Origin of the sequence: Corallococcus terminator (assembly GCF_049194865.1) — a bacterium.
Taxonomy (GTDB): domain Bacteria; phylum Myxococcota; class Myxococcia; order Myxococcales; family Myxococcaceae; genus Myxococcus; species Myxococcus terminator_A.
The window spans coordinates 118147-133329 of the sequence record NZ_JBLZWL010000075.1 but is presented as its reverse complement, the minus strand read 5'-3'; the positions used below and the strand labels follow the sequence as shown (position 1 = coordinate 133329).

Genomic DNA, 15183 nt, shown 5'->3' with positions numbered 1-15183 from the left:
GCCGGCATAGATGGAGTCGCCGTACGCCACGACGCGATACTTCGTCGTGGACGTGGACCGGTCGATGGTCCACGACGTGTTCTGGTTGATGGTGCTCGCCATCGCGCTACCGCTCACCGTGGCGGCAGCGACAACGGCGACGAAGGACAGCCCATTGCGACGGAAGGACATGCCCGCTCTCTTTTCTTCCCGTGGGGGATGTAGGGGGAAACCGAAAGCTACACGGCGTCGATTCGCGAATCACCCGCAAACTGGAATAACGCGAGCAGTCAGAATTCGCGGATTGCGTGGAACCCAAAGCGTCGCACCCTTGGGGTGTCTGGTTCCTGACGCGTCGCGACGTATGACGCGGTGTTTCACGATGTTTCAACAGCTTGGGAGGGAGGCCCGGTGAGGTGGACGCGAGTCCTGGCGCAGTGGGTGGTGCTGGGGGCGGTGGTGGGGGTGGTGTGCGGCGTGGCGTCCGCGGGGTTCCTGTGGCTGTTGGACGCGGCGACGCGGCTGCGTGAGGGCCAGGGGGCGTTGGTGTACGCGCTGCCGTTGGCGGGGTGGGTGTTGGGGGCGGTGTACGCGAAGTGGGGCGGGCCGGTGCGCCGGGGGACGAACCTGGTGCTGGACACGGTGCACACGGGGGATGCGCAGGTGCCGCTGCGGATGGCGCCGATGGTGTTGGTGGGGACGGTGCTGACGCACCTGTTTGGCGGCAGTGCGGGGCGCGAGGGCACGGCGGTGCAGATGGGTGGGAGCCTGGCGGATTGGGTGGCGCACCGGTTCCGGGCGGGGGCGGATTTACGGCGGGAGTTGTTGGCGGCGGGGATTGCGGGGGGCTTCGGGTCGGTGTTCGGGACGCCGGTGGCGGGGGCGGTGTTCGGGTTGGAGGTCGTGGTGGTGGGGCGGCTCGGCTACGAGGCGCTGCTGCCGGCGCTGGTGGCTTCGGTGGTGGGGGATTTGGTGACGCGGGGGTTGGGGATTCACCACACGGTGTATCCGGTGCCGGGGGTGTTGCCGCTGACGGCGCAGGTGCTGGGGAAGTGGTTGGTGTTCGCGGTGGGCGTGGCGGTGGTGGCGGTGGTGTTCGTGGAGGGGCTGCACCGGGTGAAGGCGCTGTTGGAGAAGCGGGTGCGGTGGTTGCCTTTGCGGATGGCGATGGGTGGGACGGCGGTGGTGATGCTGTGGCTGTGGGTGGGGACGGATGAGTATCTGGGGTTGGGGGTGCCGGGGATTGTGAGGGCGTTCGAGGACCCGGCGCTGCCGGTGTCGGCGTTCGCGTGGAAGATGGTGTTCACGGTGGTGACGCTGGGCTCGGGGTTCCTGGGCGGAGAGGTGACTCCGCTGTTCTTCATTGGCGCGAGCCTGGGGAATGTGTTGGCGCGGGTGTTGGGCTTGCCGGTGGATCTGGGGGCCGCGGTGGGGATGGCGGCGCTGTTCGCGGCGTCGGCGAATACACCGCTGGCGTTGTCCATCATGGCGGTGGAGCTGGTGGGCGCGGGGGTGTTGCCACACGTGATGATTGTGGCGACGGTGGCGTATCTGCTGACGGGCCACCGAGGGATTTACCCGTCGCAGCGGATTGGCCGGAGGAAGCACGGCGGGCCGCTGCTGGAGCGGTGGGTGCCACTGCGGGAGCTAGAGGACCCCGGGCCTCGTGGGCCCGGGGATTCAGGACCGGGAGGTCACGGCTCCGGGTAGTGGAACACGCGACCGTCATCACCGACGATCCAAAACTCTCCTGTTGCCTGGGTCATTGCGATGTCGCGCAATGGCTTGTCCGCGCTGGCGAGTGGCAGGTCCGGCCCCTTGGCCCAACCGTACGGCGTCAGCCGACGCAGCTTTCCTGCCGCGCTCCTGTCCACCATGTAGCACTGCCCATTCAGAGGGTTCGCAGTGCTCTGTGCGCCTTGCCTCATCACTACGCTGGTGAATTCCACCGTCACTCCGGCGGAATCAACCTTGTTCCATGTCGTCGCACCATCCCAACGCCATACAGCCCCGCCGTATCCCACTGCGCACGCACTGCTCGCAGTCCCCATCCACACCGCATTGGCTGGCCCCTCTACGTCGTTGGGGTTCGCGGTGTGTGCTATAGGAGACGCAGTCTGCCCAGTCGAAGCCCCTGCGTAGGACTCGAACCCCTGTTTGGGTGGGCCCGAGCGCCCACCTGACACCAGCAACAAATCCTCACTCAGGCCGTGAATGTCGACATATTTGAGACTATTGACATTCAACTCAGTGAATTCAGGAGCTCTACCAACATTCCACCTGATCAAACGGCCTGAATTGTCGGAGACATAGATGGTAGTCATCCCTCCAGACTCGAATCCCACCATTCCCGTGATGTGGCTGACCGGGAATGACGCTCCTCCTGCGTCGCACGTGTAGCTGGTCCCTCCTGTATGGATAGCCAGCATTCCTGTCTCCCCGCCTAGGAACACCACACCGGCGGAGTTCACCCAGGAGACAAACCAGTCACCATCGCCACAGTTGTTTGGGTGGACTGGGAGGGTCCCGGCAGGGGGCGGAACCGTGGGGTCTCCAAAGCTGAAACTCTCGAACTTCGTATTGGCAGCCCTGCGCATCGCAAGCTTGCCGTTCATGCCGGCAACCCAGACAGGATATCCCCCAGGTGCAGCCGACACCGTCCTCCAATCTTGGGCTGCTGAACTCAGGTGATAGTCGGCCACGGCCTTCAGCGTGCCAGCACACGCTGTCGCAGTATTATCTACGACACTGTCGCAATTATTGTCGATGGCATCGCACACCTCAACACGCAACGAACTCGCTGCCGGGTCCACGTCATCGCAGTCGTCGTGAAGGTCCGCCACGGAGTCTTGCGGGGGTGTCACGTCCGCACAGACCGCCGTCGCCGTCGCGTACAAGTCTCCGTCTCCGTCTCCGTCACGGTCTGGGTAGAACATCCTCGGAGGCTTCGCGTTGCACCCGACACCTGCCTTGTCTGTCCTGCAGACCCATCTCCCAGAGCAGCTCACACTGGGGAGATTGCACGATGTGTTCTTCGTCGGAAACAGCTCGTCCACGTTCCCGTCGCAGTTGTTGTCGGCGTTATCGCAAAGTTCCTGCTTGCCCGGCGTGGTGTTGACATCATTGTCGTCGCAGTCAAATAGCGCCCCCTGTGCTTGGTGACGATACGAGGCGTCAGGCTGAGTGCACTGGATCACAAGCGAGGTCGCACCAACCGCACCATCCCCATCGACGTCTTCATACCAGTTCTTGTCGTGATTCCCATCCACGACCCCATTGCAGTTATTGTCCTTCTCGTCGCACAAATCAAACATACCGGGAGCGATAGCCGAATCGTTGTCGTCGCAGTCCCCCCCAACGTTTGCGTACCCCCTACCACCCATCGGCACGCAGTGTTGAACTGCTTCCAACCCCGTTCCATCTCCGTCCACATCGCGGAACAGGGCTACTCGGGGCAGATTCTCATCAACCCCGCCCTGACAATTATTGTCCTTGTCATCGCAGATCTCCTGCTGCGCGGGGTTCCTCATAGGGTCGTCATCGGCACAGTCTGTGCCACCACTCCCATAGGCAACGAACCCATCATTGTCTGCGTCAGGAGTGAGCAGATACAAGGTGACCCCTTCCTTACGACCGTTGCCCGACAGGTCGACGGACACACTCGATTGAGTCACCACAGAACCATCGCAGTTCTGCTCGCGCGCGGATATCACAACCCTCATCTTCGTACTCCATCCCTCCCGACGGAGCACCCGCCATTCCAGCGGCGGCGTTTTCTGCGCGAGAGCCGGACCCGAGATGGACTCCTCCGCGAAGTTTACCGGGTTCGCTTCATCCAGGGTCTGAATCACGATGCAGCCCTCCGTGAAACCCGGCGTGTACTCGACCTTGATGCGAACGCCCCTTGAGGCATCGAGTTCCTCAAGGCTCGGCACGGAACACCCGCTGAGCACCAGCAAGCTCGCAACGACCAGGACTCCCAAGCGGCTCATCGCGCACCTCCCTGGGCCACGGATTCCTCGTTGGAGTCCATCAGGAGCCACGTCGCCAGTGCGCCCACAGCCGCAGCCGTCGCCGTGCCGAAGAGGATGTTCGCCGTCCGCGCACTTCCCTGCGCCCGTGAATGGTGGGCCTCCAGGTCCTCTTGGAGCTGTGCGGCCCGCGCATCATCTATCTGACTCTGCGACGACAGGCCGAATACCGCCCCCACTCCGCCCGCCGCGACTCCCGCGCCCAGCAACGCCCAGCTCACCACCGGTACCCGGCGTCCTGCGACACGCACGCCCTGCGACGCGTGATCCACATCTCCCTCTACGGAGCTTGTTACCCACTCCGGCGGTGCTCTTTCTTCTCTTGTCGGAGGAGTCAGGTCCGGCTGGGCAACCTCTGGCTCCCTCCTGGCCAGCGGCTTCGCGTCCACGGGCTCGGCCTCTGCCACCTGCGGCGTGGGCACTGGTGGCGCGGCCTTACGTCGACCGGCCGTGGCCTCACGCACCTTCGTGCGCTGCGCCTCGAACTCACCACTCACCTTGGGCGAGACGTGCAAGGGAAGCTGCGCATCGAGTTGACGTTGGAGCGCCTCGCGGAAGTCCTTGCGCGCCGCCTCCCACCTTCCCATGTCCGCTTGGATGATGCCGCGCAGCAGGGACAGGGAGACCGCCTCGTCAGGGCCGTGCGGCAGACGACTGGCGTGCTTCAGTCGCTCCAGCGCGCGCTCGTACTCAAGGTCCTCGTAGAGGCGGATGGCCTCCGTGATTTGACGTTGGGCCTCACCTTCGGCTCCCTGCGCGCGCAGCGGCATGGCCACCGACACACAGACGAAGACCGCCAGGCAGTCCCCCCACAGGCATGACTTTGACATGCCTGGACTCTAAGTCCGACTGCAGAACACCGGAAAATTCAGACAGGTCTTTCCTGTCCAAGACACCACGCTCCGGCCCTCCAGGACCGAAGCGTGGCGCGGCCCCGAGCGACGACTACGGCTCCGGGTAGTGGAACACCCGGCCGTCGTCACCCACAATCCAGAGGTCTCCTGTGTCGGCGATAGCGATGTCTCGCAAGGGGACGTTCGCCCTGCTCGGGGGCAGGTTCGGCCCCTTGGCCCAGCCAAACGGTGTCAGCCGACGCAGCTTTCCGCTCCCAGTGCCGGCCCCAGTCGCCCCCTTATCCACCATGTAGCACTGCCTGTTCAGCGGATTTGCTGCGTTCTGCGCGTCGTACCTCATCACCACGCTGGTGAAGTCAAATGTCACTCCGGCGGGATCAACCTTGTTCCACGTCGTCGTGCCGTCCCAACGCCACACGGCCCCGCCCTCTCCCACCGCGCACGCATTGCTGGCCATCCCCATCCACACCGCAGTGGCCTTCCCCACTACGTCATTGGGATTGGCCGTGTGCCCTGTTGGCGTCGCAGTCGCCCCAGAAGCACCTGCGTAGGACAGGAATCGCTGCCTATCCGGCCCCGTGCTCCCTCCTGACACCAGCAGGAGGTTCTCACTCACGCCGTGGAGGCCGTAGTGGTTGATGTTGTTGTCATGCAGCGCAGTGAACCTGGGCGTGCGACTCACATTCCACCTGATCAGTCGCCCGTCGGTGTCGGTGAGGTAGAGAGTGATCAGCCCTCCAGATTCGAAGCCCACCATCCCCGTGATGTTGGCCGCGACTGGCGGAGTTCCTGGTTCGCAATTGAAACCGGTTGCTCCGGTATGGATGGCCACGAAACCCGCCTCGGCGCCCAGGAACACCACACCGTCAGAACTCACCCAGGAGACCAGCCAGTCGTGGTTACCGCAGTTATTCGTATTGAGCGGGAGGCTTCCGTCAGTGGGGGCCGGAGTCGTGGGGTCCCCATAGCTGAAGCTCTCAAACTTCGCATTGGCCGACTTACGCACCGCCAACTTGCCACCCTCACCTGCAACCCAGACAGGATATCCCCCCGGCCCCACCGACACCGTCTTCCAGTCCTGGTCCGCTGAAGTCAGGTGATAACTGACCACGTCCTTCAGCGTGCCACTACATGTCGTCGGTTCGTCGCTCACATCCCCACTGCAGTTGTTGTCGATGGCATCACACGCCTCGGGGAGCAATGAGTTTGCTGCGGGGTCCTTGTCGTCGCAGTCGCCGCTCCGGTTCCGGGCATAGCCTGATGCCGGTGGCGCGGCGCCCTGACAGACAACCTTGGGGTTTACATTTGGAATCTCAGTAGCAACACCATCCCCGTCACCATCATCGTCCAGATAGTAGATGTCGGGCGCGAGCGCACTGCACTGCAGACTGGCTCCGTCCGGTGCACACTGCAGAACTCCGCAGCCCAGCTCGCACGAGGCTCCCTTCGCAGGGAAGTTCTCATCAATCGCCACACCATTGATACTCGCACAATCATTGTCGATGCCGTCACAGCGTTCAGCGTTGCCCGGATACACGTCCCAACTGTCATCATCACAGTCGAACGGCTGTCCGGCGTTCCTCACATATTTCGCACCGGGCGCCAAACACGACAAGATGAAGTCTGGTCCCCGAGGCACTCCGTCGCTGTCTGCGTCCAGATACCAAACCTTGTCGAATCCCTCATCGACACCATCGCGGCAGTTATTGTCCTTGTCGTCGCAAACCTCGGCTAGCCTGATGTTCCGCTCCCGATCGTTGTCGGCGCAGTCCGAGCCACCGTTCGCGAAAGAAATGAACCCATCATTGTCCGCGTCAGGCGTACTGAACTGCATCGTGATTGTCTCACGCGAGGGCAGTTTGAACTCTACAGCATCGGATTCAACGACCATTCCATTCCTGTCACATGGCTCTTCATGAACGACAACCGTCGCCTTGACGCGACTACCCCATCCGCTCTTCCGGAGTGCATTCACGGTCAAGACAGAACCACCTGATTGGGAGCCTGGATTTGCTTCGGGCTCAAGCGAAAAAGTGTCGCCGCGACTTGAATCCGTCAGGTCTTGAATCGTGATTCGGAAGCAGCCCTTTGTAAACCCATCGGTGTAACGAATGGCGAGTTGAGGCCCCCTCTCTCCTTGGAGATCCTCCAGGCTCGGCACGGAACAGCCGCCCAACACCAGCAAGCCCGCAACGCACAGCGTTCCCAAGCGGCTCATCGCACACCTCCGCTGGCCGTAGGCTCCTCGGTGGAGTCCATCAAAAGCCACGTCCCCAGTGCGCCCACAGCTGCGGCCGTCGCCGTGCCGAAGAGGATGTTCGCCGTCCGGGCACTTCCCTGCGCCCGTGAATGATGGGCCTCAAGGTCCTTCTGGAGTAGTGCAGCCCGCGCATCGTCTACCTGGCTCCGCGACGACAGGCCGAACACCGTTCCCACCCCGCCCGCCACGACGCCCGCCCCCAGCAATGCCCAGCTCACCACCGGTACCCGGCGTCCCGCGATGTGCACGCCCTGGGACGCAGGCCCCACGTCTCTCTCCACGGAACTCGTTGCCCACTCCGGCGGTGCTCCGTCATCCCTATTGGGAGGAGTCAGGTCCGGCCGGGCGACCTCCGGCTCCCTGGCCAGCGGCTTCTCGTCCACGGGCGCGGCCTCCACCACCTGCGGCGTGGGTACTGGAGGCGCAGCCTTGCGTCGACCGGTCGTGGCCTCACGAACCTTCGTGCGCTGTGCCTCGAACTCGCCGCTCACCTTGGGCGAGACATGCAAGGGGAGCTGAGCATCAAGTTGGCGTTGGAGCGCCTCGCGGAAGTCCTTGCGCGCCGCCTCCCACCTCCCCATGTCCGCTTGGATGATGCCGCGAAGTAGAGAGAGGGAGACCGCCTCGGCAGGGCCATGCGGCAGGCGACTGGCGTGCTTCAGTCGCTCCAGCGCTCGCTCGTACTCAAGGTCCTCGTAGAGGCGGATGGCCTCCGTGATTTGACGTTGGGCCTCACCTTCGGCTCCCTGCGCGCGCAGCGGCATGGCCACCGACACACAGACGAAGACCGCCAGGCAGTCCCCCCACAGGCATGACTTGGACATGCCTGGACTCTAAGTCCGACTGCGGAACACCGGAAAATTCAGACAGGCCTTTCCTGTCCAACACACCACGCTCCGGCCCTCCAGGCCCGAAGCGTGGCACAGCCCCGAGCGACGACTACTGCTCTGGGTAGTGAAACACCCGGCCGTCGTCGCCGACGATCCAGAGGTCACCTGTCGCGGTGATGGCGATGTCTCGCAGGGGGACGTTCGCCCTGTTCGACGGCAGCAGATCCAACGGCTTGGCCCAGCCATATGGAGTCAGCCGGCGCAGCTTACCGTTCGACCCCTTGTCCACGATGTAGCACTGGTCGTTCAGTGGGTTCTGCGCGTCGTACCGCATCACCACGCTGCTGAAGTCGACCGCCGTCCCTGAAGCCTCGGCCTTTCTCCACGTCGCCGGCTCATCCCAACGCCACGCCAACCCTCCATCCCCCACCGCACACGCCTTGGTGGCCGTCCCCATCCACACCGCGTTCGCAGTGCCGCTTCCATTGTCTGGAAGGGTCGCGTGCAACGACGAGGGATTGCCATTGCCATTGGTATAGGACTGGAACGCTTGGCCCGCGTCTCCTGACGTGACCCCTCCTGACACCAGCAGGAAGTTCTCACTCAGGCCGTGGAGTCCATAGTAGTTGTAGTTGCTGTCGTGCACCGTCGTGAATGCGGGCGTGCCACCTACCACCCACTTAATCAACCGACCTTCCGTGTCGGTAATGTAGAGGGTATTTACCCCACCGGATTCGAAGCCTATCATTCCCGTGAGGTTGGCATTGTGTGGCACGCCACCCAGTTGGCACGTGTAACTGGTTGTCCCAGAATGAAAGGCCAGCGCTCCCAATTCGCCGCCCAGGAACACCATCCCTTTGGAGTTCACCCAGGAGACTGTCCAATTCGTACTTCCACAGTTGTTCAAGTGGATCGGAAGGCTCCCGTCCGAAGGGGTCGGACCTGGAGAGCTTTCATAGCTGAAACTCTCGAACTTATCACTGGCCGTCCTGCGCATCGCCAGTTTGCCGCCAAGCCCCGCGACCCACACAGGATATCCCCCCGGCCCCACCGATACCGTCCTCCAGTCTGGATCGCCCGAAGTTACGTGATGGTTGACCACGTCCTTCAGCGTGCCACCACATATCTCTGCGGCGTTATCCACGATACCGTCGCAATTGTTGTCGATGGCATCGCACACCTCCGTGAGACCGGGCTTCGCCGCAGGGTCCGCATCGTCACAGTCGCCCTGCTTTTCGAGGACATAATCTGGCTGTGCTGGGGGATTTCCCCCCTGGCAGACCACCATAGGATTCACAGTCTGGATGACGGTGGCGGTCCCTTCGCCATCACGGTCTTTGTCCAGATAGTAGATCGCAGGAAGAGGGGCACTGCACTGAACTGACCTACCATCCAGCGCGCATGCCATGGTTCCGCAGCCACTTGCACATGATTGATTCTTTGTCGAGAAGGTCTCGTCGACAGCAACACCACCAATGCTTGCGCAGTTATTGTCAATACCGTCGCAAAGCTCTTCCTTATCCGGAGCCACCGACGGGTCACTGTCATTACAGTCTCCCCCCTTGGTCGAATACTTACGGAGACTACTCACAGGCACGCAGTGCCGAGTTGCCTCCCCACCGAATCCATCTTCGTCCCGATCATGGAACATGTCCACCAAGTCCAGGTCTTCATCAGCAACTGTGCCCGCGCAGTTATTGTCTTTGTCGTCGCATATCTCGGCCTGCGCGGGGTTCCGCATCCCATCTTTGTCGTCGCAGTCCGTGCCGCCTTTATCCGCAGGGAGGAAGCCATCATGGTCCTCGTCCGGCGTCTCGAACGACACCTCAGACTCGCCATGAGCCCCCTCGTCTGGCAGGGTGAGCTTGACTGACTTAGTACCCACCAACTTCCGTATCGGCGTGCCGCTGTCGTCTGTTTCACACGAATACTCGTGTGCCGTGACGGTCACATTGACCTCTTTGCTCCACCCCGTCTTTTGGAGCACACCGACCTTCACGAAGGAGCCGCCTCCCTCGCCTTCCCGCGCCGCATTGGGGCTAACGGTTTTGTCATCCTTTAAGGTGTCGTTCGCGGCATCTTGGACCACGACTCTGAAACAACCCTTTTGGAAACCTGGGGTGTAATTGATGACGAGCGAGGTCCCTGCCTGCTCCTTGGAGCACGCGAGGACCAGCAGAGGGAGCAGGAGCAAGGAAAGGCGACGCATGGGGCGCACTCTACCGCACCCTCCGTCCCGCTCGCTCACCCCTCTTACCCCCGCGCCCCCTCGCCCTCACTCCCCCGGCAAAACTCCGGCCCGGCCGTCCAGGCACACAGGCCCCCGCCTCCCTCTCCCAGCATTCCAAGATTCCGAGCGCCCCCGCCCGCACCCGGGACGCCAGGGGCTCCTCGCCCCCGGCATCCCCAAGGCTCTCGCCTACTTACACGTGAAGGACCACCGGCACTCCCCCGACTGGCACTCGCGCCCGGAGCCGCAGGCCGCCCCTCTTCCCTTCTTGTTCTGGCACTTGCCCGCGTTCAGACCCCAGCCACAGTACTGGCTCGCACCACAGTGCGAGTCGCTGTCACACAGGCAACTCCCCGTCGGATTCACGTAACAGTCCGCGCTGCACCGGTCCGTCGTGCACTCCCTATCCGACTTGCACGTCTGCCCGTACGCCTTCGACCTCGGCGTAAAGCACCACCCCACCGCGTCCGCGCACCCTCCACACGCCCCCGACTGGCACTGCCCATCCCGACTGCACGACGTCCAGTCCGTCTTCTTCGGCACGCAGTCGTTGTCCGCCGGATTCCCCGGCGTGTCCTTCTGGCAGTACCCCACCCCTCCACAATCCTCATCCCCGTTGCACACGCACCGCCCATCGAACGTGCTGCACAACACCGACGTGCACTGCTCGCTCAAGCACTCGTCGTCGAACCGGCACTCCTGGTTCAACTCCTTGCTGTCCGGCGAATAGGCCTTCCCACACACCGTCGGGTACGCCCCCTCGCGGTCCTCCGGCTTCACCCACGCCGCCACCCCCGACGTGTCGATATCCAGCGCCGCGTCCGCCATCCCCGTGCGCGTCACCGACGTCCGCTCCCACATCCGGATGAACGTCTCCGCCGAACCCGCCAACCCCGCCGTATTCACCCCCAGGTTCCGCAGGTCCTTCACCATGTCCGGCAACAGGCCCACGTGCGCCAGGCCCTGCTCGTCGAACGCCGTCCCCAACCGCCCAGGCCCCTGCAGAGTCTGTTGCCGCGCCTGCGCGTCCGCCTCCGCCTGGAACCCCGCCGAACACGCCCCATCCTCTCCAAACCGCGGCCGCGTCTGCTGGATGAACCCGTTGAAGTCCGCGCCAAACGCCATCGGCACTTTCAGTCCCTGACGACCGAACTCGTACGCCTGCGCGAAGGACCGCGTCGACCCCTGGCAGTTGTTCGCCACGCCGGACTTCGTATACGTCCGCGTCTCGTCATGCGCCGTGCGCAGACCGAACATGCCGCCCGTGCGCCGCAACATCTGCACCACCCACGCCGGCGTCGTCTTCTCGTTCTCCGCCAGCTTCCCGTTCATCACCTCGCGGAAATGCCCGTGGCTCACATACAGCGGGTAGTACTTGTTGCGCTCCGCCACCGAGTACGCATCCCGCACGCCCTTCTCCGACAGGTGCGCCAGGTCGATGAGCATCCCCTTGTCCATCATCGCCTGCATCAGCTGCTGCCCCTCCCCCGTCAGGCCCTTCACGTTGCGGCAGCTCGAGTCCACGTCGAAGCCCAGCGTGAGCCCTCCCACCGTCAGCCCACAGTCCGTGTCGATGTGACAGTTCTCGATGAACTGCGCCGCCTGGAAGATGGCGTTGTGCGGCGCCGCGCCACCAAACCGGTTGTCCAGCTGGTGCACCGGCTGCAACGTGCGCACCCCCAACCCATGGAAGCGCTCCAGCTCCGCGCGCCAGTCCTTCGCGCCGAAGAGCTTGCTCGTCTCGATGGAGAGCACCATCGCCAGCTTGCCCTCGGAGATGATGCGCCGCGCATCCGCCGGCGTCAGCGCCAGGTCCACCCAGTCGCGCGTCGCGGCGAACTCGCGCGCCTTCTGCAACTGCACCTCCACGTCCACCATCTCGTCACACGGCCGCGTGCGGTTCTGCGGCGGCAGCGCTTCACACAGGAAGCCGTTGCTCACCGCCGACACCACCACCAGCGACATGCCGCCCTGGTGCGCCTGCCGCAGCCACCCCTCCCACGACTGCTGGTGCGCAATCGTGTCCCAGCGCGGCCACTGCGTGTTCGGGTTGCGCCGCCCGTCGTGCAGGCCCGTGTCGCCCTCCGTCCCCTCAATCTTCCCCAGGAACTCCGAGCCCACCGCCCCCGCGACGCCGAACAACTGCGACAACACCGGCACCCCGCGCAGGTCGAGGTTGCTCGAGTTCGGACACAGGTTGAGCAGATGGCTCAGGTCCATCCGCACCCGAGCATGGTCGCTCTCCGGCCACCCGCCGTCACACCGCGTGAGCGCGTCCGCGACGGTGCCGTGGAACCAGCCCCCGCCAAACGCCTCCTCCGCGAACATGTGGTGGTGCAGCTCCGCGAAGCCCGGCACGCCCAGCGCCTGCTCCTCCGTGCCCAGCGGCTCGGAGGGCGCTTGTCCCTCCTCCACCGGCACGCACGACAACGCCATGGCCAGGACCCAGGTGGAACACCATCGAAGACGACGCGAAAGGGACATGGGGGACTCCCTGCAAGTGGAATCCCCCACTTAGCGCCACCCCACCCCCCAAGTTCAAGCCAGGGCTCGCCATTCCGTGACTGACGCAACGGTGCCACACCGCTACGGCGCCGTCTGCGTCGCCACGCTCCGAGTCTCGGGCGCGGGCGGCACGAAGGCCGTGCGCTGGCGCAGCTCGGAGGAGGCCACGGCGAAGCCCTCCGGCAGCATTCGGAGGATGCGCGTGCGCCGGTGCTGGGAGTTCACGAGCCGCTTCTCCAGAAGTGCCTTCTCCGCCAGCGTCGCCTTGTCCAGCGGCGCGGGCCGGGCCGCCAGCGCCGCGAGCCGCTCCGTCACCGCCTCCAGCTCCCGGTCGATGAGCACCGGCTGGATGTTGCGCCGCTCCTTGCCCTTGCGCCCCACCGCGTTGTTCTCAATCCACACCGGCAGCACCGCCACGTCCCCCAGCACCACTCGCCCCCCGGTCGCCGGGCGCTCCAGTGCGACTCGCAGCAGCATGGAGTCCCGCTTGTCCCCCGCCACGCCCTTCTTCCCAGGCGCGTGGTGGTAGAAGCGGTCCTGGTTCGCCACCAGGTTGCCCAGGGAGAAGGCGATGAGGCCCTTGCGCCCGTCCGCCGTCGTGTAGCCCTCCAGAGGCTGGAGCACGTGCGGATGGTGGCCGATGACCGCCAGCGCTCCGGCGTCCAGCAGCTCGCGGCCCAACTCGCGGTCCTCGGAGTTCGGCGAGTCGGCGTACTCGGTTCCCCAGTGCACCAGGACGACGAGCGCGTCACAGCGCGCGGCGACGGCTCGGACCTTCTCCACCGCTTCGTCGGTGGTGAGCCCCCGGTGAAGGCGGAACGCGGGATACGGCACGTAGGCCACGTGCGGTGACTGCGCGTCCTTCGGATTGCTGAAGCCGTTCAGCAACCGCGTGAAGGACAGGAAGCCCACCTTCATCCCTCGCACGTCCACGAGGACGGGCTCCCAGGCCGCGTCCCTCGTCGCGCCCGTGCCCGTGTGGCGCAGGCCTGTCGCATCCAGGTGGCGCAGCGTCTCCACCAGCCCCGTGGGGAGCTGGTCCCTCGCGTGGTTGTTGCCGGTGGAGACGACCTTCACTCCGGCGGCAAAGAGCGCTCGCGCCATGGCCGACGGCGCGTTGAAGAGCAGCTCCCGCGTCACCGCCTTCTTGTTGTCGGTGACGGGCGTCTCCAGATTCAGGACGCCCACGTCCGCGGTGCGCAGCACGTCCGCGATGGGACCGAAGACATGGTCCCAGCCCTCATTGTTGAGCGACGGCGCCACCCCACCTTCCGGTGGCACCGCCCCGGTGCGCGCGTGCAGCTTCGCCACCGTCTTCACCTCGCCGTGAGGAATCACATCCCCGCCGAACACGAGCTCCACATGCGAGGCGGGCACGGCGGCGAACAACAGGGGCATGAGCAACAGCGCGGGCGAAGGCACGCTCGCCACCTTAGTCCACCCCCTCCACGGACACGGAATCCCCGGCCGAGGGAACCCTGGGTGGGCGCCGCCCCGCCCCGGTGACTCCGCGCTCGCGTCGAGACGTCCCGACACGACTTTATCGAGAGGACGCGCCGCGTCTTGCGCACGGCGCCATCCCTCCCGCGACGCCGGTGACACCGGCCGGCGTCTGGAGCAGCGCAGGCAAGGTCCCTCACGGGGGCGGGGTCAGTGTCAGTGGCTTCCGCTATCGCAGGGTGGTGCCCGCGCCGTAACGGGGCCTGTCTGGAGGACACTCCATGTTGCTTGCGACTGTTGGCGGATGGTCCCCTGCTGGCCAGCGACGGCAAGTACACGTTGGCCTTTGCCATCGCCATGGAACGATGATCCAAAGGCTTCTGACTCAGGGCAAATGAGGTCATTGAGAAGTCCACCATGCCGACTCGATATTTCAGGCTCAGTGAAGACGTTCAGGCCGGGAACTGGTTCCTGGGAACGCCGATGGACGGACAGGGCCAGGAACTGGAAGACATGATGGAGTTCACGTCGGGACGGCCTGTCGTCCATGCACATGGAGGTCTGACGGTTCCTGTTCGGGAGACCGGGCGTCCGCGCGACTTCAGCATGGCGGGCGCCGGCAGGACGCCCATTCTCCACGTCAGGGTGGCAACCCCCTTCGCGGAGCTGGCGCCCGACGACGTGCAACTCCTCCCAGTCGACGTCAAAGGCTTTCCAGACCAGTACGTCATCCTCGTGGCGACAAAGCTTGTCCGGTGCATCGACGACAAGGCCTCGGAAGAGATTCTGCGTTGGAAGCCAGAGGATGAGCGACCCGACAAGCTCGGCCAATACCGCAGCGTGTACGGCCTCCGGATTGACCCCATGAAGCCAGGCAGCACAAAGGTCTTCCGCACTTGGGGGTGGACCGTCGCCCTCGTCGTGTCGGAGGACATCAAGGTGGCCCTGGAGCGCGCCATGGTCACAGGCGCGGAGTTCGAGGAAGTCTAGACCGCGCTTCAACTGCCGCCGTCGTGGAACCAGGCGGCAGCCAAAGCGGAGCCCCGGCGCACAA

Annotated in this window: 9 protein-coding genes and 1 pseudogene; 2 read left to right on the top strand and 8 right to left on the bottom strand. The window is 64.3% G+C overall.

Translation table 11 applies throughout. The features are described 5' to 3' along the window. Nucleotides 1–171, bottom strand: a pseudogene (locus ACN469_RS24305) (SGNH/GDSL hydrolase family protein); the annotation flags it as partial. A 219-nt stretch (nucleotides 172–390) separates the two neighbouring features. Between ACN469_RS24305 and ACN469_RS24300 the strand changes: the two are divergent. Further along, entirely contained in the window at nucleotides 391–1689 is a 1299-nt protein-coding gene (locus ACN469_RS24300) for a chloride channel protein (RefSeq protein ID WP_498771214.1), read from the top strand. Here the strand turns inward: ACN469_RS24300 and ACN469_RS24295 are convergent. The 7 genes from ACN469_RS24295 to ACN469_RS24265 form a co-directional block, all read right to left on the bottom strand. Further along, nucleotides 1674–3971, bottom strand: a complete 2298-nt coding sequence (locus ACN469_RS24295; protein ID WP_498771212.1) for a putative metal-binding motif-containing protein — start codon at nucleotides 3969–3971, stop codon at nucleotides 1674–1676. The genes ACN469_RS24300 and ACN469_RS24295 overlap by 16 nt on opposite strands. Beyond that, nucleotides 3968–4840: a hypothetical protein gene (locus ACN469_RS24290; RefSeq protein ID WP_498771210.1), complete on the bottom strand. Its 873-nt coding sequence runs from the start codon at nucleotides 4838–4840 to the stop codon at nucleotides 3968–3970. Before ACN469_RS24290 ends, ACN469_RS24295 begins: the two co-directional genes overlap by 4 nt. A gap of 115 nt (nucleotides 4841–4955) precedes the next feature. Then, the gene (locus ACN469_RS24285) at nucleotides 4956–7082 is read right to left on the bottom strand and encodes a putative metal-binding motif-containing protein (RefSeq protein ID WP_498771208.1); all 2127 of its coding nucleotides are present in this window, start codon (nucleotides 7080–7082) and stop codon (nucleotides 4956–4958) included. Continuing rightward, nucleotides 7079–7948 (bottom strand): hypothetical protein, encoded by an 870-nt coding sequence (locus ACN469_RS24280; protein ID WP_498771206.1) that lies wholly within the window; start codon nucleotides 7946–7948, stop codon nucleotides 7079–7081. Before ACN469_RS24280 ends, ACN469_RS24285 begins: the two co-directional genes overlap by 4 nt. A gap of 115 nt (nucleotides 7949–8063) precedes the next feature. After that, nucleotides 8064–10163 (bottom strand): putative metal-binding motif-containing protein, encoded by a 2100-nt coding sequence (locus ACN469_RS24275; RefSeq protein ID WP_498771204.1) that lies wholly within the window; start codon nucleotides 10161–10163, stop codon nucleotides 8064–8066. Nucleotides 10164–10373: 210 nt separating this feature from the next. Beyond that, nucleotides 10374–12668 carry a membrane dipeptidase gene (locus ACN469_RS24270; RefSeq protein WP_498771202.1) on the bottom strand — a complete coding sequence of 765 codons (2295 nt, stop codon included), beginning with the start codon at nucleotides 12666–12668 and terminating at the stop codon, nucleotides 10374–10376. A 102-nt stretch (nucleotides 12669–12770) separates the two neighbouring features. Then, nucleotides 12771–14087, bottom strand: a complete 1317-nt coding sequence (locus ACN469_RS24265; RefSeq protein WP_498771218.1) for a CapA family protein — start codon at nucleotides 14085–14087, stop codon at nucleotides 12771–12773. Nucleotides 14088–14546: 459 nt separating this feature from the next. On the opposite strand from ACN469_RS24265, the gene ACN469_RS24260 reads away from it, so the two are divergent. Further along, entirely contained in the window at nucleotides 14547–15119 is a 573-nt protein-coding gene (locus ACN469_RS24260; protein ID WP_498771200.1) for an imm11 family protein, read from the top strand. The last annotated feature ends 64 nt before the right edge of the window (nucleotides 15120–15183 follow it).

Excerpts from the sequence above, each read along its gene's own strand:
- ACN469_RS24295 (WP_498771212.1), bottom strand. The coding sequence starts at position 3,971 with ATGAGCCGCTTGGGAGTCCTGGTCGTTGCGAGCTTGCTGGTGCTCAGC.
- ACN469_RS24290 (WP_498771210.1), bottom strand. The coding sequence starts at position 4,840 with ATGTCAAAGTCATGCCTGTGGGGGGACTGCCTGGCGGTCTTCGTCTGT.
- ACN469_RS24285 (WP_498771208.1), bottom strand. The coding sequence starts at position 7,082 with ATGAGCCGCTTGGGAACGCTGTGCGTTGCGGGCTTGCTGGTGTTGGGC.
- ACN469_RS24280 (WP_498771206.1), bottom strand. The coding sequence starts at position 7,948 with ATGTCCAAGTCATGCCTGTGGGGGGACTGCCTGGCGGTCTTCGTCTGT.
- ACN469_RS24275 (WP_498771204.1), bottom strand. The coding sequence starts at position 10,163 with ATGCGTCGCCTTTCCTTGCTCCTGCTCCCTCTGCTGGTCCTCGCGTGC.
- ACN469_RS24270 (WP_498771202.1), bottom strand. The coding sequence starts at position 12,668 with ATGTCCCTTTCGCGTCGTCTTCGATGGTGTTCCACCTGGGTCCTGGCC.
- ACN469_RS24265 (WP_498771218.1), bottom strand. The coding sequence starts at position 14,087 with ATGCCCCTGTTGTTCGCCGCCGTGCCCGCCTCGCATGTGGAGCTCGTG.
- ACN469_RS24260 (WP_498771200.1), top strand. The coding sequence starts at position 14,547 with ATGCCGACTCGATATTTCAGGCTCAGTGAAGACGTTCAGGCCGGGAAC.